Origin of the sequence: Amycolatopsis sp. NPDC006131, from assembly GCF_040614175.1 — a bacterium.
Taxonomy (GTDB): domain Bacteria; phylum Actinomycetota; class Actinomycetes; order Mycobacteriales; family Pseudonocardiaceae; genus Amycolatopsis_E; species Amycolatopsis_E tucumanensis.
In genome coordinates this window covers 1-16,986 of the sequence record NZ_JBEXTX010000143.1, presented here as the reverse complement: position 1 = coordinate 16,986, position 16,986 = coordinate 1, and the positions used below count along the sequence as shown (strand labels likewise).

Below are 16,986 nucleotides of genomic sequence, written 5' to 3'. Positions count from 1 at the left end.
CCACCCGCTACGACAAGTTGGCCACGCTCTACCGCGCCGCCATCCTCATCCACGACGTCATCACCTGGACAAAGACATTGTCAGACACGGCCTAGCCGCGAAGGGCGCGGACGTCCCAGACCCACACGCCGTCCACGTAGACGGCCTGGCCGCCGAGCAGCTGGTCCACCGTCTGGTGCAGCGCGTTGCCGTTGGTCACAGGCGCGAGCACGACCGCGTCGGCCTTCCAGTACTTCAGGTCCTCGACCGCCTGGGCGCGCTGCTGGACGGTCACGTTCGGCACCTCGCCGCTGTCCCGCACCTCGGCCAGCAGGTCGGCCGTCGGGCGGTTCACCGCGCCGTACCGACCGCGCTTGTCGTCCGGGCCGCTCGGGCCGACGAAGTACCCGTCGGCGAGCGGGAAGCCCAGGTCGGCCTCCACCTGCCAGTGCAGCGCCCGCGCGTCGCCGCCGTTGGGCAGCGGCACGACGACCACCGAGCCGGACCCGACGTACTGGCGCCACGCCCCGTCGGCGAAGAAGGCCGGGGTCTCGGGGCGGATGTAGGTCTTGTAGGGTGTCGGCGCGATCGGCAGCAGCACCGCGGCCAGCGCGCCCAGCCACAGGAACCGCACCGGCAGGTTCCGGTCGCGGAAGCCCGGCGCCGCCTCGAACACGCGGTCCGTGGCGATCGCGAGCAGCGCCGCGACGGCCGGGATGCAGCCGATCGCCAGCCGCGATTCGAGCAGCGAGTCGAACAGCGGCAGCTCGGCCAGCAGCCGCCACGGGCCGGGGATCCCGGTCTCCTCGTGGTTGACGATCATCTCGACGCCCAGCGACAGCCACGCCATCAGGAACATCGAGATCGCGATGGCGCGGGCCACGACGTCGCGCCACAGCCACACGGTCAGCACGACCATCAGGATGATCAGCGGCCAGCCGAAGAACGCGTTCTCCTCGGTGCGGTTCATCGACACGTCGGCGGCGGCCTCGGGGGTGCCCGCGATCGACTCGGTGGCGAACCGGGTGAACGCCGCGGTGTCGTTGCCGACCGGGCCGTGCTCCAGGGTGCGGTAGCTCTGCGGGCCGAAGAACTGCCACCACAGCGGGAAGATCGCGATGGCGATGGCGACGACCGCGGCGACGGTCAGGCCGCCCGCCATCGGCTTGACCATCCGCAGCGCCTCGCGCGGCCGCGACACCGCGTAGCCCGCGGCGAACAACACGAACGCCATCATCATGATCAGCAGCGGTTCCTCGCCCAGGAACACCTGGTAGGCCAGCATCAGGCCGAGGATGATGCCGTCGCGCACGGGCCGGTGCCCCTGCGCGAGCCGGATCAGCCGCATCACGATGAACGGGATCAGGAACAGCACCACGAAGTTCGGGTGCGCGTTGCCGTGCGAGATCATCGCCGGCGCGAAGCCGCAGAACGCGCCGCCGATCGCGGCGGCCGTGCGCGAGGTGACCAGGTGCCGCGAGAACACCCAGTACCAGGCGATCGAGGTGCCTGCCAGGCCGCCGGTGAGCGCGATCGCCCAGGTCACGGTGGGGCCGAACAGCTGCGTGATCGGCGACAGCGGGATGCCGAGCCCGAACATGGCCGTGTTGGCCATGAGGTTCACGCCGTCCGGGTAGTTCTGCAGGGTGGTGCCGAGCGGGTTCTCCCAGTTGAACACCGCGTGGGCGGTGACCGCGAAGAACCACTCCCACATGTTCTGGTCCTGGCCGCTGTTGTACATGTAGCCGCCGCTGCCCAGGTTGACCCACAACCCGGCGTAGAGGATGAACGCGGCGACGACGTAGATGCCGATGACCAGTGCGTCGGCGCGGCCGAACCGGCGCCGTTCCTCTCCGACCTCGGGCACGGTCTCGGGCGCCTGCAGCAAAGCGGTCACTCTTTCACCCTCAGGGCTCGACTACGCGGGCGAAAAAGTAGACCACACCCGTCCGGGCGTGCCGCACGAGGAGCAGGAAAGGCCGGTCGACGCGCACCTCGACCGGGTCGGCTGGAGTGACCATGGACATGGTGCGGATCATGACCGCGGTGGCCGCCGCGCCTTCGATGCCCTGCTCGTCGAGCTTGAGGACCGCCTGGTGCTGGACGGCCGAGACGAACGCGCGCGGGTCCGGGGTGAGGCGGCCGAGCGGGGCTTCGCCGGGCTCGAACAGGGTGCGCACGCCGAGGTGCTTGAGCGCGCCGGTGAGGTCGGCGGGGCGGTCGAGGTCGATCTTCGGCAGGCGCAGGTCGACCTGGACTTGCTTGGGGGCGGCGAGCAGGGTGGCCAGCCGGGTGTCGTCGAGGTCCGGCTCCTGGGCGGCGAGGTCGCCGTCTGGCAGCAGGACGGTCGCGGTGACGCCGGCGCCGGGCAGCTCGACGACCTGCCAGCCGTCCTGGCGCGCGTAGCCGAGGCGTTCGGTCTGGCGCATCATCCGGACGCGACGCGGGCCGCCGGGGCTGTGGAACTGCTCGTCGCGGGTGGTGGCCTCGCGGAACGGGTGCTGCCAGGCGGCCTTGAGGTAGAGGGCGTTGACGAGGCTGGCGACGGTGTCCGCGCCGACCGAGTCCGGGGGCAGCAGTTCGGGGATGAGGTCGCGGGTGGTCTCGGCGACGTCGGCGTTGATGGCGCGGCGGGCGCCGTCGGGGTCGGTGACGAACGGGGCGGTCTTCGCGCTCGCGCCCGGCCAGCCCGCGAGGTCGGCGAGGAAGGTGTCGCGGACCGGCAGCTGGTCCCAGGCCCAGAGCGTGTTGGCGACGGCGAGGACCGGGTCCTCCTGGCGGGTGGTGTTGTCGAGCGTGGCGGCGGCGCGGAGGAGGTCGGCCTGCTTGGCGACGTCCGGGTCGCCCCCGGTGAGCAGGTGGAGCAGCTCCTCGGCGGCGGGGCCGTCCGCCGCCTGGCTCGCGAGGCCGAGCGCACTGGCGATGGAGTACGGCGAGACCACCGAGTCGCCACTGGCGCCGGCGACGACCCGGTGAACCGCGAGGCTGAAGCGCAGATGGTCACGTTCGGGCGTGGTCACGACCCCGACGCTACCGGACCGGAGCGCGGCGCCGGGGGCTCTGCTGGGGCGGGTGCGGGGCGCTGGGCCGGGGAGGCGCAGGTGGGTGACAACTCATCCGCACTGCCACGTGAACGACGCCGCGTCGAACCGCCCGGCGGCGAGGTCCGCGGGACGGATCAGCCAGTGCAGCCGGCCCGCGTCGCCCCACATCATGCCGGTCTCGTCGTCGGAGTCGATCTGGGCGAGCGCGACCCAGCGGCGGGCCTCCTCCTGCACCGCCGACCACGCCTGCTCGTCGCGCACGACGTCGGCGCGCAAGTGCGCCGCGGCGACGTCGAGTTCGACGGCGTCCTGGATCGGGAACGCGTAGCCGCCGATCTGGTGCGCCGGGCTCGGCACGGTCGCGGCCAGGGCGGTCATGAAGGTGTCGCCGTTGGCGTGGTCGTCGAAGAAGGAACCAGTCCCGCTTGCCGAAGTCCCGGCTCGAAGGAGCCGACGTGCTGACGAAACAGAAGAAGGGGCGAAGTGGCAGAACAACAGCGGCTCGGCGGCTGTCCCACCGCGCCGACCACTTCGAGTGGCCGGCGTGGGCCGGCGAAGGCTCGTTGAGCTTCGTCGCGTCCGTCGACTGCGCGAAACTGCTCTACGAGCCGATCGACCTCGCCTTCCCCGCAGACGGCAGGGCGGACCACCTGGTCACCCTGCTGTGCCGGGCGGAGGCGTACGGCAGGCCGGATCAACGAGGTCCAGCGTTCGGCGATGGGTGGCGGCAGTGTCCGGCGCGCGACGGCGCGCAGTCGCGCCTCGTGGGTGGGCATCAGTGGCGTCCGGTGTGCCAGCGGTGCCAGGCGTGCGCCTGCGCGTCCGTCAGGGAGGCGACCTGGTCGATGACCACGCGGAGTCTCGCGGGGTCGTCCGGCGCCGCGTACCACGCCGGGTGGAACGCGGTCTCCAGGGGCTCCGGCGCGCGCTCGGCCAGGACCGTCACCAGCTCGGCCAGCAGTTCGCGCTGGCCGGCCTGCATGGCGAGCCGCCGGGGGTCGCTCATCACGTAGCGCAGCGCGAGCGCCTTCAGCAGCGCCACCTCGGCCGCCACGCGTTCCGGCATCACCAGGCTCGCGGCGTAGCGGGTGAGGGGGCCGTCGCCGTATTCGGCGCGCGTCCCGGTGACCGCGGCGGACGCGAACCGGCCGACCAGCTCGCTCGTCATCCGCTTCAGCGCGATCTGCCCGTGCGGCGTCGAGTCGAGCCCGGGGCGCGCCAGCTCCGCCACCACGGGCAGGTCCAGCAGGTCCCGCGCCGCGCCCTCCAGCGCGGACACGGACAGCCGCGAGAAGTGCTTGGCCGCCAGCTCGGCCACGGCTGCCCGCTCCCCCGGGTCGGCCAGCACCGACAGCGACAACCGTCCCGACAGCACGCCGTCCTCGACGTCGTGCACCGAGTACGCCACGTCGTCGGCCCAGTCCATGATCTGCGCCTCCAGGCAGGTGCGGCCCTCCGGCGCGCCTGCCCGCATCCAGTCGAACACCTCCCGGTCGTCGGCGTACACCCCGAACTTCGCCGTGCCCGCACGCCGCGGCCACGGGTACTTCGTCGACGCGTCCAGACACGCACGCGTCAGGTTCAGCCCGGCCGAGTCGACCTTCGGCTCCAGCCGGGTGAGGATGCGCAGCGTCTGCGCGTTGGCCTCGAAGCCGCCGCACGACTGTGCCACCTCGTCGAGCGCCCGTTCGCCGTTGTGCCCGAACGGCGGGTGCCCGATGTCGTGCGCCAGCCCCGCCGTGTCCACCAGGTCCGGATCGGCCCCCAGCTCCTCGGCGATGCCGCGCCCGATCTGCGCGACCTCCAGCGAGTGCGTCAACCGCGTGCGGGGCACACCGCTGACCTCGGCGCCCTCCCCCGGCCCGACCACCTGGGTCTTGCCGGCCAGCCGGCGCAGCGCCGCGGAGTGCAGCACGCGGGCCCGGTCCCGCGCGAAGGCACTCCGGCCGTCCGGCCGCGACCCGGGAAGCGCCGCCCGCTTCGGCGCTTCGTCGAGCCACCGCTGTTGATCGTGCTCGCTGTACACCCCGCAACTCTACGGGCACCCACCGACATTTCCGGGGTGCGCGGGCAGGGTTCTGACCAGGACACACGAGATGCCCACTCGCGCGGGCGCGACTGGAACATGAGCCGGAACGGGACTCGCGGACGCCGCGCCCGCCTGCGGGCTCTTCGGGAGAACAGGATCAAGGCAGCCCTGGAGCCGACCGGAGCCGGTGCGACCGCCGGGCGCGGACCTCAGCCCAGCCCAGTACCGCCGATGTTGTCGGCAGATGTCTTGGTCAACCGGTAGAACAGCAGCGCGCCCGTCTCGCGGTAGATGTAGGCGAACTGCGTCTCCCGCGTCTGCACGATCGGCCCGCGGTGCGTCGGCGAGGTCCAGGTTTCCAGACCGGCGTCGTTGGCCATCGTGCGCGCCCGCAGGGAGTGCCACGGGTCGCTCACCAGCACCGCGGTCCGCCAGCCCCGCTCGCCGAACACGCCGGCCACCGCGCGCAGGCTGCCCAGCGTGTCGCTGCCCTCGCCCACCGCCAGCGTCGCCTCGCGGGGGACGCCCTGCTCGACCAGCCAGTTCGCCCCCGCCGAGGCCTCGGTGTAGGCGTCACCGGCCCGGTTGCCGCCCGCGGTGACGATCCGGTCGGCGACCCCCTCCTCGTACAGGTCCATCGCGTGCCGCAGCCGCGCCTGGAAGATCGGCGACGGCTTCCCGTTGTACTGCGCCGCGCCGAGCACCACGATCGCGTCGGCGTGCGTGCGGTCGTCCTCGCGCGCCACCTGCCACACCCGGAACGCCGTCCCGCCGACCACCATCAGCAACACCAGCACCGTGCCCAGCACGGCCCGGCGCACCCAGCTCACCCGCTCACCCATCCCGGTCATCCTCCCAGACGGGTCCTCACAGCCAGCCGCGCTCCTCCGCCAACCGGACGGCCTCGGCCCTGGTGCGGGCGCCGGTCTTGCCGATCGCGGCGGACAGGTGGTTGCGCACGGTCCCCTCGGACAGGTGCAGCCGCCGCGCGACGTCCGACACCGTGCCGCCGTCGGGCCGCGCGCAGCACCTCGTGCTCGCGCGGGGTGAGCGGGCTCGCCCCCGTCGCCAGCGATTCCGCGGCCAGCGCGGGGTCGACCACGCGCAGTCCGTTGTGGACCCGCCGGACCGCGTCGACGAGCTGTTCCGGCGGCGAGTCCTTCACCACGAACCCGGCCGCCCCCGCGGCCATCGCCCGCGCCAGGTAACCGGGCCTGCCGAACGTGGTGCACACGATGATCCGGCACGACGGCAGCGCCGCGTGCAGCTCGGCGGCCGCGGTCAGGCCGTCCGTGCCGGGCATCTGGACGTCGAGCAGCGCCACGTCCGGCGCGGTCTCCTTCGCCGCGGCAAGCACCTCGTCGCCGGACCCGACCTGGCCGACCACCTCGATGTCCGGCTCCAGCCCGAGCACGGTCGCCAGCGCGCCCCGCACCATCGCCTGGTCGTCGGCCAGCAGCACCCGGATCACGAAACCTCCACCGGCTTCGCCGCGGGCACCTCGGCCCGCAGCTGGAACCCCTCCCCGGGCCGTGCCCGGACCTGCAGCGTGCCACCCAGCTGGGCCAGCCGTTCCGTCAGCCCGTGCAACCCGTTGCCCGCCGCGGCCGGTTCGGTGCCGCGGCCGTTGTCGGAGATCTCCAGCCAGTTCCGCCCCAGCCGCACCTTCACCCGGCTGGCGCCGGAGTGCCGCAGCACGTTCGTCACCGCCTCGCGCAGCACGTACCCGAAGGCGCTCTGCAGCTCCGGCCGCACGTTGTCGACCGCGCTCGGCAGTTCCGCGTCGATCTCCGCGGCCCGCAGCGCCGCCCGCGCGCCCACCAGCTCGGCGGACAGCGACACCTCGCGGTACTCCGACACCGTCGCGCGCACGTCGGTCAGCGCGCTGCGCGCCAGCGCCTCGACCTCGCGGATCTCAGTGATCGCGCGCTCCTCGTCGGACGCGGTCTCGATCAGCCGCCGGGCGAGACCGGCCTTGACCGCGATGGTGGTGAGGCTGTGGCCGAGGATGTCGTGCAGGTCCCGCGCCAGCCGTTCCCGCTCCGCGCTCACCGCGAGCGCGGCGATCTCCTCGTTGGCCCGCCTGAGCCGCCGCACGGTCTGAGCCAGCCGGCCCATGAAGAACATCGTCGTGGTGATGCCGACGACCGTGCCGATGTCCGACGGCGTGCCGCGCACCTCGTTGTGGACGAGCAGCAGCAGCCCGCACCCGGCGACCGCGGCGCCGTCGAACACCAGCACCCACCCCGCCGGCATGCTCATCGCGATCGCCAGCGTGGCGTAGAGGAGCATGTAGATGCTGGCGCCCTGGAGCAGCACCGCCCACCCGAGCACGAGCATCAGCACCGCGAACGGCAGCCGGACCCGCATCCGCCGGTGCGACAGCAGGAAGTACGGGAAGGTCACGTAGCACAAGCCGTACGCGACGAGCAGCACGACGAGCAGCGGGTCGAGTCGCTGGCCGACCGGCACGGCGCTGGCCAGGTAGAAAATGGCCCCGGCGACCGGCCAGCGGCGCGCGAACCGCGGGCGGGGCCGTCCCGCGGCGTGCTCGTTCCACCACTGCGTCCTGTCCTCGGCCACCGTGCTTCTCCCCATCACACCCGCGCGGAGTCCTTACGGTAACGCCGGACCACCGCGACCCCGACCGCCGCGGTCCACACGGCCAGCCACAGCACGTCCTGCCCGACGCTCGTGCTCAGGTCGGTGGTCACCGCGCCGCGCCCGACCTGCGCCATCCAGTAGCTGGGCAGCACGTGCGAGATCTGCAGCAGCCAGTGCGGCATCGCCTCGACCGGGATGAAGATGCCGCCGAGCAGGGCCATCGGCAGCATGACCAGCTGCGTGATCGGCTGGACCGAGTCGGCCGTGCCGACCTGGCCGATGAGCAGCCCGATCAGGGCGAACGGGATCGCGGCGAGCCACACCCCCAGGGTGACCCGCAGCCAGCTGCCCGCCCCGAGGGACACGCCCTGCGTCAGCGCGCCGACCAGCGGTACGAGGACCACCGGCGCGAGCGCGAGCGTCAAGCCGGTCGCGGCCTTCGCGCTGAGGTAACCGGCACCGGACAGCGGGGTGAGCCGAAGCTGCCGTTGCCAGCCGGCCTTGCGCTCGACCGCCACCCGGGTGCCGACGAACAACGCCGCCGACATGGCGCCGAACGATGTCATGCCGACCATGAGCGGCGCGACGGCGTCCTGGTCGCCGCGCGCGAAGATGCCGACGTAGAGCAGGAACATCAGGACGGGGAACGCCACGGTGAAGATGAGGAACCGCGGGGCGCGCAGCACGCGGCGGATCTCCAGGGTCAGGAACTTCAGGCTCATCGGTGGTTCTCCTCGTCGGCGGTGAGGGTCAGGAAGGCGCCTTCCAGCCCGATCGCGGTGATCTCGACGTCGTGCGCGGCGGGGAAGCGTTCGAGCAGCGCCCGCAGGGTGGCGTCGGAGTCCGAAGTGGACACCGCGATCCGGCCGCCGCGCACCTCGTACTCGGTGACGCCGGGCAGTTCCGCGACCGCCGCCGGGGTGGCCTCCGGCACGGCGGCCCGCAGCGTCCGCCCGCTCGCCAGCGCGCGGACCTCGGCGACCGAGCCGTCCGCGACGATCCGCCCGCCGCGCATGAGCACGACCCGGTCGGCGAACTCCTCGGCCTCCTCGAGGTAGTGCGTCGCGAACAACACGGTGCGGCCGGTGTTCGTGTAGGCGTGCATGGATTTCCAGAACTCGCGGCGGCTGCCGACGTCCATCGCGGCGGTCGGCTCGTCGAGCACCAGCAGGTCCGGGTCGCTGACCAGGGCGACGGCGAACCGCACGCGCTGCTTCTGACCGCCGGAGAGCTTGGTGCCGCGCCGGTTGGCCAGGTCCTCGATGCCCGCGCGGCGCAGGGCCTCGGCGACGGGCATCGGCTTGCGGTGCAGCGACGCGATCATGCCGACCATCTCGCCGACGGTGGCGTCCTCCAGCAACGCGGCGCCCTGCAGCATGGCGCCGATCGCGCCGCGCGCCACCGCCTCGGCGGGGGTCGTGCCGAAGATCGCGACCTCGCCGGCGTCGGGCGTGGTCAGGCCGAGCAGCATGTCGACGGTCGTCGACTTGCCCGCGCCGTTCGGGCCGAGCAGCGCGACGACCTCGCCGGGCGCGATGGTGAGATCGACACCGTCCACGGCGCGCACCTCGCCGTAGTGTTTGCGCAGGCCCGTCAGCCGCACCGCGGCCCGGGTCAGGGTCTGTGTTCCGTCCATGTGCTCAGCGTGCCGCCGCCACGGCCCCGGTTCGCAGGCCGAGCGTCACGATCCGGCCGTGACAAGTGTCAGGGTCCGATCGCCGTCGCGCGGCTCACGGTGAGCAGCAGGGGAACAGCCGCGCCCTCCCGTGCGGCCAGGTCGGCGAGGAAGCCACCGAGCCAGCCGATAGTGTCCAGCGACCACTCGGCCAGCGTCCCCTGGAACGTCACGCGGTGCCGGGGCGGCCCGTGCCAGAACGAGTCGGGCAACGGCGGTGGCACGGGTTCCCGCTCGACCAGGGACTCGCACCGGAAGACGTTCTGGGGCAGGCTGCCCAGCCACCGGTGCATCCGTTGCGCCACAACCGGAACCACGGGATTCTGACCGCTGTCCACGGTGACGAGCACCGGTGTCGCGGACCGCACGTCGTCGAACCAGGCCGCGGTGGACAGCGATGGCGCCCGGGCGTGCTCGGCGCGGGCCGACGTGTCCAGGCTGTACGCGGGCAGCAGCACTTGTGCCGCATCAAGCCGCAGCTCGCCGAGTCGCGTCGTGACGTCTCCGGCGCAGCGGAGGAACGGCTGCACCGGTAAGGGCCGGTCGCCGGGCACGGATTCGATTCCCACCTGGAACCAGGTGACCAGCGCAGATCCCGGCGCGGCAAGCGGATGCTCGCGGCCGGCGTCGTTCATGCCCCACAGGTTGTCGAGCCAGCCCATCGCCTGCGCCCGGTCGTGGAACTGGATGTAGGGGTCGCGATCGGTGACCGGAACCCCGTCCGGGCGCGGCGTCAGCTCGCCGTAGAGCGCGGCGAACAGAGTCCCCGCCCTGCGGCTGGCGCCCGGCACCAGGCCCGGCCGAGGCTCGTCGCTTGCCACCCACGCCCTCTCGTCACTGGTCGACCACGTCAAAGTACTCTCCTCTCAAATTTGGGATACAGTCTCTGATGTGAGAACAATGGAAGACCGCCTGGCCGCGCGCCTGGCGGAGTTGCGGGCCGAACGCGGCTGGTCCCTCGACGACCTCGCCGACCGCTCGGGGATCAGCCGCTCGACGCTGTCCCGCGTGGAACGCGGCGAAATCAGCCCGACGGCGTCCCTGCTGGGCAAGTTGTGCACCGTCTACGAGCGCCCGATGTCGCGCCTGCTCACCGAGGTCGAGGCCGAGGGCGCGCAGGTGGTGCGGGCGTCCGCGCAGAGCGTATGGACCGACGAGGACAGCGGGTTCGTGCGGCGGTCGGTGTCGCCGCCGCACCCGGCGCTGCGGGCGGAGGTCGTCGACGGCACGCTGCGGCCCGGCGCCGACATCCGGTACGACGCGCCGTCCGTGCCGGGTCTGGAGCAGCACCTGTGGCTGCTCGACGGGCGCCTGGAGCTGACGGTCGACGGCGAGACCCATGTGCTCAAACCCGGCGACTGCCTGCGGTTCCGGCTGTGGGGACCGACGCGGTTCGTGTGTTCCGGCCCGGAACCGGCCCGCTACCTGCTGGTCCTGGTGATGCCGTGATCACGCGACTGTCCACCGCGGACTTCGCCGCCGTCGTGCCCGCCCTGGGCGAGGTGCTCGCGGACTGCACGAACGGCGGCGCGTCCGTCGGGTTCCTGGCCCCGCTCGACCCCGCGTCGGCCGGGGCCTGGTGGAAGGGGCTCGCCGGCGACGTGGCCGAGGGTCGCGTCCTGATCTGGGCGGCCTGGGACGGCCCACGGCTGGTCGGCACGGTGCAGGTCCGGCCGGCGCAGCTGCCCAACGCGCCGCACCGCGGTGAGCTGGCGAAGCTGCTCGTGCACCGGGACGCGCGGGGCCGCGGGCTGGGCCGGGCGCTGCTGGCCGAGGCCGAACGGGGCGCCCGCGCGGCCGGGATCACGCTGCTGGTGCTGGACACCGAGACGGGTAGCCCGGCCGCGCGCGTGTACGCCGCGGCGGGCTGGACCGAGGCGGGCACGGTGCCGGACTACGCCGCCGACCCGGCGGGCGCGTTGAAACCGACGACGTTCTTCTACAAGCGGATCTGACGACGCCGACATGGAAAAGCCCTGGTCACCGAGGTGACCAGGGCTTTTCCGGGGTTTTCCGTCAGCAGCCGGGAAGGCGGGCGGCGAGGTAGGCCTCGACCTTGTCGATCGCCACGCGCTCCTGCTGCATGCTGTCGCGCTCCCGCACCGTCACGGCCTGGTCCTCCAGGGTGTCGAAGTCGACGGTGACGCAGAACGGGGTGCCGACCTCCTCCTGGCGGCGGTAGCGCTTGCCGATGGAGCCGGCGTCGTCGAAGTCGACGTTCCAGTTGCGGCGCAGCGCGGCGGCCAGGTCCTTCGCCTTCGGCGTCAGATCGGCGTTGCGGGACAGCGGCAGCACCGCGACCTTGAACGGCGCGAGCCGCGGGTCGAGCTTGAGCACGGTCCGCTTGTCGACGCCGCCCTTGGCGTTGGGCACCTCGTCCTCGTGGTAGGCGTCCAGCAGGAACGCCATCATCGGGCGGCCGACACCGGCTGCCGGCTCGATGACGAACGGCCGGTAGCGCTCCTTGGTGGCCTGGTCGAAGTAGGCCAGGTCGACCCCGGAGTGGTTGGAGTGCGTGGTGAGGTCGAAGTCGGTGCGGTTCGCGATGCCCTCCAGCTCACCCCACTCCTGGCCGGCGGAGAAGCCGAAGCGGTACTCGATGTCGACGGTGCGCTTCGAGTAGTGCGACAGCTTCTCCTTCGGGTGCTCGTAGTGCCGCAGGTTGTCGCGGTTGATGCCGAGGTCGGTGTACCACTCGGTGCGCAGGTCGATCCAGTACTGGTGCCAGCGCTCGTCCTCGCCCGGCTCGACGAAGAACTCCATCTCCATCTGCTCGAACTCGCGGGTGCGGAAGATGAAGTTGCCGGGGGTGATCTCGTTGCGGAAGGACTTGCCGATCTGGCCGATGCCGAACGGCGGCTTCTTCCGCGACGTGGTCAGCACGTTGAGGAAGTTCACGAAGATGCCCTGCGCGGTCTCCGGGCGGAGGTAGGCCAGGCCCTCCTCCGACTCGACCGGGCCCAGGTGGGTCTTGAGCATCATGTTGAACTCGCGCGGCGGCGTGTACTGGCCGCGGGTGCCGCAGTTCGGGCACGGGACGTCGGACAGGTCGTCCTCGGAGATCTCCTTGCCGGTGCGCGCGCTGTAGTCCTCGGCCAGCTGGTCCGAGCGGTAGCGGCGGTGGCAGACGGTGCACTCGACCAGCGGGTCGTTGAAGGCGTTGACGTGACCGGAGGCCACCCACACCTGGCGGGGCAGGATCACGGAGGAGTCGAGGCCGACGACGTCGTCACGGCTCTGGACCATCGTGCGCCACCACTGGCGCTTGATGTTCTCCTTGAGCTCGACGCCGAGCGGTCCGTAGTCCCACGCCGACCGGGTTCCGCCGTAGATCTCCCCGCTAGGGAAGACGAAGCCACGACGCTTGCACAGGCTGACGACGGTCTCAATGTTGGCGGGCACTCCACGCTCTCCATCAGATGCGGGGACGGTTATCGGTTCCGTCCAGCGTATCCGGCCGTCGTCGCGGCCCGGCGCGGGGCTTGACATGGGCCCCGGGGAGGCGATAACGGCAACCACTACCGGCTGGCCACTAGGATGGTGTGACACCGACCGACTCGAGGCTGGAGATGGCTATGCCGATGGCTCGTCCGGACGCCGCGCTGCCCGGGTTGCCCGACGACGCCGACCAGGTCCACGCCGGCGACGAGCTGAAGCCACGCACGCCGCCCCAGCCCGCGGCGACGTTGTCCGAGGCGGGCGAGCTGTTGCGGGCGCTGTCGGCTCCGGTGCGGATCGCGATCGTGCTGCAGCTGCGGGACGCCGACCGGTGCGTGCACGAGCTGGTGGACGCGCTCGACGTGGCGCAGCCGTTGATCAGCCAGCACCTGCGGGTGCTGAAGGCGGCCGGGGTGGTGCGGGGTGAGCGCCGGGGCCGTGAGGTGGTCTACCGGCTCGTGGACGATCATCTTGCGCACATCGTGATGGACGCGGTGGCCCACGTCCAGGAGGGTTCATGACGAGTAGCGACGTTCGCCGGGCCCCGGTGCCCGGCCGCCGGTCGACGAAGCAGCGCGCGGCCGTGGTCGACCTGCTGTCGGAGGTCGACGACTTCCGGTCGGCGCAGGAACTGCACGACGAGCTGCGCAAACGTGGTGACGGCATCGGGCTGACCACGGTCTACCGGACGCTGCAGTCGCTGTCCGAGGCCGGCGAGGTCGACGTCCTGCGGACCGAGTCGGGCGAGGCGATCTACCGCCGCTGCTCGACGCACCACCACCATCACCTGGTGTGCCGCCACTGCGGCTTCACGGTGGAGGTGGAGGGCCCGGCGGTGGAGCGCTGGGCGGAGAAGGTCGCCTCCGGCAACGGCTTCTCGGACATCCGGCACACCGTCGAGATCGTGGGCACCTGCACCGACTGCGCCAAGCGCCTGGGGAGTTAGGTCCCGGCCACACCGCCCGGGGACGGGTCATGGCCTGGTGCCGGGCCCCGTCGAGGCGTAGCGTTTTTTCTTTGCGCCTCCTGATGACTCCGGTGAGGAGGACGACGCATGGCTCAGGCAATCAGCGAAACCACCGCGACGACGCTCGACGACTACGACGCGATCTGCCGGGCCGTCCAGCTGTGCCTGGACGGTGAGGCGACGGGTAACGCCGGCAAGGTGCGGGAGTCCTTCCACGAGGATGCCCGCATGTTCGGCTCCTTGGGTGGCGAACGCTACGACGTTCCGGTCTCGGAGCTGGCCGAGATGGTCGCGAGCGCACCGGCGGACACCGGGCACTACCGTTCGCGGATCCTCTCGGTGCAGCAGACCGGCGACGCGGCGTTCGTGACCGTGGCCGAGGAAGGTTACTGGGGAACGGTCTCCTTCCTCGACTACCTGTCGCTGGCGCGCATCGGCGGCAACTGGAAGATCGTGAACAAGCTGTTCGCGCACACCGGCGGCGAGCCGCCCGACCTGGGCTAGACGCCTAGGTCCGCGGTCTGGGCGGTGTGGGGAGACGGTGACGGCGGGCCGAGACCGATGCACCTGGTCCGCACCGGCCTGCCGCCCGATCCCTGGTCGCCCGCGGCCACTGATCGAGCTCGGCGTCGCTCGTCTAGTACTCATAGGCGTCCTGGGGTGCGGGGATCGGCTGGAGTGCGGTGACCGTGACGTCCGGCGTGTAGCCGTTCGCGGCGACGGCCGTGCCGGGGACCACTTGGCCGGTCACCTCCAGCCAGGTGTCGTCGGGGTAGCGGGCCGCCTGGGGGCTGGTCAGGCGGACCGTCATCGGCGCCGCGTCGGCCGCGCAGCAGCGGATCACCATTCGTGCCAGCAGCACGCCTTCCTTGCCGTGCACGACGAAACCGCTCAGCCGGACCGTCCGGCCGTTGAGAGAGCCGCGGGAATCCCAGCCGGCTCGCGTCACGAACTCGGTGAGGGTCAGCGGCACGACGTCGCCGGCCGGGAGCGGCGGGAATGCGGCGGCGTCCTGGGCGACGGCCGAGCGGGGCGCGCCCGCCGAGGTGCGGATGACCGAGTCGGAACCGAGGGCGGGCGGCGCGACGAGGAACACCGCCAGCACCGGGACGACCAGCAGCCACGCCGACCGCGCCGGGTGGTGGTGGTCGTGGCCCGCGGTGACCGTCCTGGCCTGGCGCGCGGCCAGCACGTCCCGCACGATCGCGACCGCGCCGAGCAGCAGGATGACCGCTCCCCCGGCGACCACCCACGGCTGCTGGGCGGGCTTGACGTAGCGCAGGTAATCGCCGTTGACGCCGATCTTCAACAGCGCCCCGCCGAGCAGCACGAGCAGGATGTTCTGCGTTTCGCGACGCACCTGGTTTCTCCCCTACCGTGTCGGGACGACGGTCAGCCAGTCGGCCGCGGACACCACGAACGCGACGGCGCCGGCCAGCGCGAGCAACGCGGCGAGCGACCCGAACACGATCCCGGCGCGCGCCAGCCCGCCCGCGGCGTCGCGGCTCAGGACGCCGAACAGGACGGCCAGCACCGCCAGCACCAGGATCAGGACCCACAGCGCGCCGAGCACCAACGTGAGCACCACGGCCAGCGGCGAGGGCAGCGCGTCCCCGGCCCGCGGCCGGACGAACGCCCACGTGACCCACACCGACATGGCCATCACGATCCCGACGGCGCCGAGCGCGGCCGACGCGACGGCGAGGCCGGTCCGCGGCTGTTGCTGGATCATCTCGCACCTCCCAGGACGAGGACCCCGACGATCACCGCGCAGGCGGTCGCCACGACGAACGTCACCGGGGCGAACCGTACCGCGAAAGACCGCCCGAAGGTGCCTGCCTGCAGGGCGAACAGCTTCACGTCGATGGCCGGGCCGACCACCAGGAACACCAGCCGCGGCAGCAGCGGCAGCGCGGTGAGCGAGGCGGCCACGAACGCGTCGGCCTCGCTGCACAGGGCGAGCACCACCGCGAGGACGGCCATGACGAGCACGCCCAGCACGATCTGGTTGCTCAGGACCTCGAACCACGCCGCGGGCACGAGGACGTTCATGGCGGCGGCGATGAGGGCGCCGAGCACCAGGAACCCGGCCGACTCGACCAGGTCGGCGCGGGCGGTCTCGGTGAAGGTGCGCCACCGGTTGCCGCCCTCGGGCAGGCGCTCGAGGGCGCGCTGGACGATCCAGTCGAGCTTGCCCCACTTCGCCCAGAGCAGGCCCATCACGACGGCGGTCGCCAAGGAGCCGAGGAACCGGGCGAGCACCATCTCGGGCTGCCCCGGGAAGGCGACCGCGGTGGCGACGAGCACGACGGGGTTCACGGCCGGCGCGGCGAGCAGGAAGGTGAGCGCGGCGGCAGGTGCCACACCCTGCCCGATGAGGCGGCGCGCCACCGGGACGGACGCGCACTCGCAGCCGGGCAGGGCGACCCCGGCGAGCCCCGCGACGCCCACGGCGCCCGCCTGGTTGCGCGGGATGACCCGGCGCAGGACGCGGGCAGGCACGAACGCCGCGATGGCCCCGCTGATCAGCACGCCGAGCACGAGGAACGGCAGGGCCTGCACGCACACCGCGACGAACACCGTGGAGCCGGTCCGCAGGGCGGGCACGTCGAGCACGTCGCGCAGCCAGCCCTGCCCGAGCACGGCGACGACGAGGAGGGCGCAGAGCACCTCGATGGAGGTGATCCGCCCGCGACGCCGCTTGCCCTCGGGCTCGGTCCGGTCCAGTACTTCGCTCACCGGGCCGATACTGCCAGGCACCGGCGACAGGATGCCTCGGTTGGGTCGACGAGTGGGTCATCTCGTGCGCTGAGGCGCGTGAAGTGGCCAGTCGTGCGGGTGCGAGTGGCGGGTTGGTGAGCTGGTGGTGGGGCGGAGGGAGGTGGGTGGTTGGTGAGTCAGGGGGTGGACGGCGGGGCGGAGGGAGGTTGGTGAGTCGCGGGTGGTGAGCGGCGGGCGGCTCGGGGTTGGGACATGAGGCCGCGGGAACGCCGGGCGGCGAGAAGACCGGACCGTGGGACCGCCGGGCGCGGGAACGCCGGGTGGCGGGAACACCGGGTGGCGGGACCGCCGGACGCGGGAACACCCGGCGGCAGGACCGCCGGACGCGGGAACACCCGGCGGCAGGACCGCCGGACGCGGGAACACCCGGCGGCAGGACCGCCGGACGCGGGAACACCGGGCGGCAGGACCGCCGGACGCGGGAACACCGGGCGGCAGGACCGCCGGGCGCGGGAACACCGGGTGGCGG

At 72.3% G+C, this 16,986-nt stretch carries 18 protein-coding genes and 1 pseudogene; 5 read left to right on the top strand and 14 right to left on the bottom strand.

The annotated features are described in order from the left end of the window. Positions 1-91: 91 nt before the first annotated feature. The 10 genes and pseudogenes from ABZ215_RS39465 to ABZ215_RS39420 form a co-directional block, all read right to left on the bottom strand. Complete coding sequence (locus ABZ215_RS39465; protein ID WP_354955755.1) at positions 92-1,876, bottom strand: glycosyl transferase; 1,785 nt, start codon at positions 1,874-1,876, stop codon at positions 92-94. A gap of 10 nt (positions 1,877-1,886) precedes the next feature. Beyond that, entirely contained in the window at positions 1,887-2,999 is a 1,113-nt protein-coding gene (locus ABZ215_RS39460; protein WP_354955753.1) for a serpin family protein, read from the bottom strand. A gap of 93 nt (positions 3,000-3,092) precedes the next feature. Next, positions 3,093-3,401, bottom strand: coding sequence for a DUF1963 domain-containing protein (locus tag ABZ215_RS39455; protein WP_020416630.1), 309 nt, complete (start codon positions 3,399-3,401; stop codon positions 3,093-3,095). 397 nt (positions 3,402-3,798) lie between these two features. Further along, complete coding sequence (locus ABZ215_RS39450) at positions 3,799-5,049, bottom strand: deoxyguanosinetriphosphate triphosphohydrolase (protein ID WP_354955751.1); 1,251 nt, start codon at positions 5,047-5,049, stop codon at positions 3,799-3,801. A gap of 212 nt (positions 5,050-5,261) precedes the next feature. Beyond that, entirely contained in the window at positions 5,262-5,894 is a 633-nt protein-coding gene (locus ABZ215_RS39445; RefSeq protein WP_354955749.1) for a YdcF family protein, read from the bottom strand. Between the two features lie 25 nt (positions 5,895-5,919). Continuing rightward, positions 5,920-6,523 (bottom strand): annotated as a pseudogene (locus ABZ215_RS39440) (response regulator transcription factor). Further along, positions 6,520-7,635, bottom strand: coding sequence for a sensor histidine kinase (locus ABZ215_RS39435; RefSeq protein ID WP_354955747.1), 1,116 nt, complete (start codon positions 7,633-7,635; stop codon positions 6,520-6,522). The pseudogene ABZ215_RS39440 and the gene ABZ215_RS39435 overlap by 4 nt, the downstream one beginning before the upstream one ends. A 14-nt stretch (positions 7,636-7,649) precedes the next feature. Beyond that, positions 7,650-8,378: an ABC transporter permease gene (locus tag ABZ215_RS39430; protein WP_354955745.1), complete on the bottom strand. Its 729-nt coding sequence runs from the start codon at positions 8,376-8,378 to the stop codon at positions 7,650-7,652. Further along, positions 8,375-9,292, bottom strand: a complete 918-nt coding sequence (locus ABZ215_RS39425) for an ABC transporter ATP-binding protein (protein ID WP_354955743.1) — start codon at positions 9,290-9,292, stop codon at positions 8,375-8,377. The genes ABZ215_RS39430 and ABZ215_RS39425 overlap by 4 nt, the downstream gene beginning before the upstream one ends. A gap of 68 nt (positions 9,293-9,360) precedes the next feature. Then, the gene (locus tag ABZ215_RS39420) at positions 9,361-10,152 is read right to left on the bottom strand and encodes a hypothetical protein (RefSeq protein ID WP_354955741.1); all 792 of its coding nucleotides are present in this window, start codon (positions 10,150-10,152) and stop codon (positions 9,361-9,363) included. Between the two features lie 79 nt (positions 10,153-10,231). Between ABZ215_RS39420 and ABZ215_RS39415 the strand changes: the two genes are divergently transcribed. Then, positions 10,232-10,780 carry an XRE family transcriptional regulator gene (locus tag ABZ215_RS39415; RefSeq protein WP_354955757.1) on the top strand — a complete coding sequence of 183 codons (549 nt, stop codon included), beginning with the start codon at positions 10,232-10,234 and terminating at the stop codon, positions 10,778-10,780. After that, positions 10,777-11,286 (top strand): GNAT family N-acetyltransferase, encoded by a 510-nt coding sequence (locus ABZ215_RS39410; RefSeq protein WP_354955739.1) that lies wholly within the window; start codon positions 10,777-10,779, stop codon positions 11,284-11,286. Before ABZ215_RS39415 ends, ABZ215_RS39410 begins: the two co-directional genes overlap by 4 nt. A gap of 61 nt (positions 11,287-11,347) precedes the next feature. Here ABZ215_RS39410 and ABZ215_RS39405 read toward each other — a convergent pair whose 3' ends face one another. Continuing rightward, positions 11,348-12,733: a glycine--tRNA ligase gene (locus tag ABZ215_RS39405; RefSeq protein ID WP_020416620.1), complete on the bottom strand. Its 1,386-nt coding sequence runs from the start codon at positions 12,731-12,733 to the stop codon at positions 11,348-11,350. 173 nt (positions 12,734-12,906) lie between these two features. Here ABZ215_RS39405 and ABZ215_RS39400 point away from each other — a divergent pair, with 173 nt between their 5' ends. The 3 genes from ABZ215_RS39400 (at position 12,907) to ABZ215_RS39390 (ending at position 14,240) form a co-directional block, all read left to right on the top strand. Next, positions 12,907-13,290 (top strand): metalloregulator ArsR/SmtB family transcription factor, encoded by a 384-nt coding sequence (locus tag ABZ215_RS39400; RefSeq protein ID WP_020416619.1) that lies wholly within the window; start codon positions 12,907-12,909, stop codon positions 13,288-13,290. Beyond that, complete coding sequence (locus ABZ215_RS39395; RefSeq protein WP_026152974.1) at positions 13,287-13,715, top strand: Fur family transcriptional regulator; 429 nt, start codon at positions 13,287-13,289, stop codon at positions 13,713-13,715. Before ABZ215_RS39400 ends, ABZ215_RS39395 begins: the two co-directional genes overlap by 4 nt. 108 nt (positions 13,716-13,823) lie before the next feature. Beyond that, entirely contained in the window at positions 13,824-14,240 is a 417-nt protein-coding gene (locus ABZ215_RS39390) for a nuclear transport factor 2 family protein (RefSeq protein WP_354955737.1), read from the top strand. 133 nt (positions 14,241-14,373) lie between these two features. On the opposite strand, the gene ABZ215_RS39385 is transcribed toward ABZ215_RS39390, so the two are convergent. The 3 genes from ABZ215_RS39385 to ABZ215_RS39375 are packed head-to-tail and all read right to left on the bottom strand — an operon-like array spanning position 14,374 to position 16,475. Continuing rightward, positions 14,374-15,096, bottom strand: coding sequence for a TIGR03943 family protein (locus tag ABZ215_RS39385; protein ID WP_020416616.1), 723 nt, complete (start codon positions 15,094-15,096; stop codon positions 14,374-14,376). A 12-nt stretch (positions 15,097-15,108) separates the two neighbouring features. Next, on the bottom strand, positions 15,109-15,468 hold the full coding sequence (locus ABZ215_RS39380) for a hypothetical protein (RefSeq protein ID WP_354955735.1): 360 nt from the start codon (positions 15,466-15,468) through the stop codon (positions 15,109-15,111). Further along, positions 15,465-16,475 carry a permease gene (locus ABZ215_RS39375; RefSeq protein ID WP_354955733.1) on the bottom strand — a complete coding sequence of 337 codons (1,011 nt, stop codon included), beginning with the start codon at positions 16,473-16,475 and terminating at the stop codon, positions 15,465-15,467. The genes ABZ215_RS39380 and ABZ215_RS39375 overlap by 4 nt, the downstream gene beginning before the upstream one ends. Positions 16,476-16,986 lie beyond the last annotated feature (511 nt).